At 43.7% G+C, this 398-nt stretch carries 1 protein-coding gene; it reads left to right on the forward strand.

Going from position 1 to position 398, the window contains the following annotated elements; genetic code table 11:
• Nucleotides 1–10 precede the first annotated feature (10 nt).
• Nucleotides 11–398: IS110 family transposase (locus tag AC1DF0_RS32535; RefSeq protein WP_477577740.1), on the forward strand; the 388-nt coding region annotated here is incomplete at its 3' end.

The raw sequence follows: 398 nt of genomic DNA on the forward strand, positions 1-398 counted from the left end.
GACAAGCAAAATCAACGACAAGCAAAATCAACTCATAGAAAACATTACCGTCCATCACTTGGTTATCGGCGTAGACATCGCCCAAGAATCCCATGTAGCCCGCGCTGTCAGCTTTCGTGGAATTGCTCTAGGAACTCCACTCGAGTTCGGTAACCATCGTGAAGGTTTCAATTTGTTCGCACATTGGATTCAGGATATACTTAAATCAAACAAGCTTAGTAGCGTCATAGTTGGCATGGAGCCAACTGGCCACTACTGGTTTAGCCTTGCACGTTGGCTCCTCGATCAAGACATTGAGCCTGTTCTTGTTAATCCTCATCTCGTCAAAAAGAACAAAGAAAACCGAGATAATACACCTTCTAAAAGTGACTATAAAGATGCACTCGTCATTGCAGACA

The organism is Paenibacillus sp. 05T425 (genome assembly GCF_056396205.1).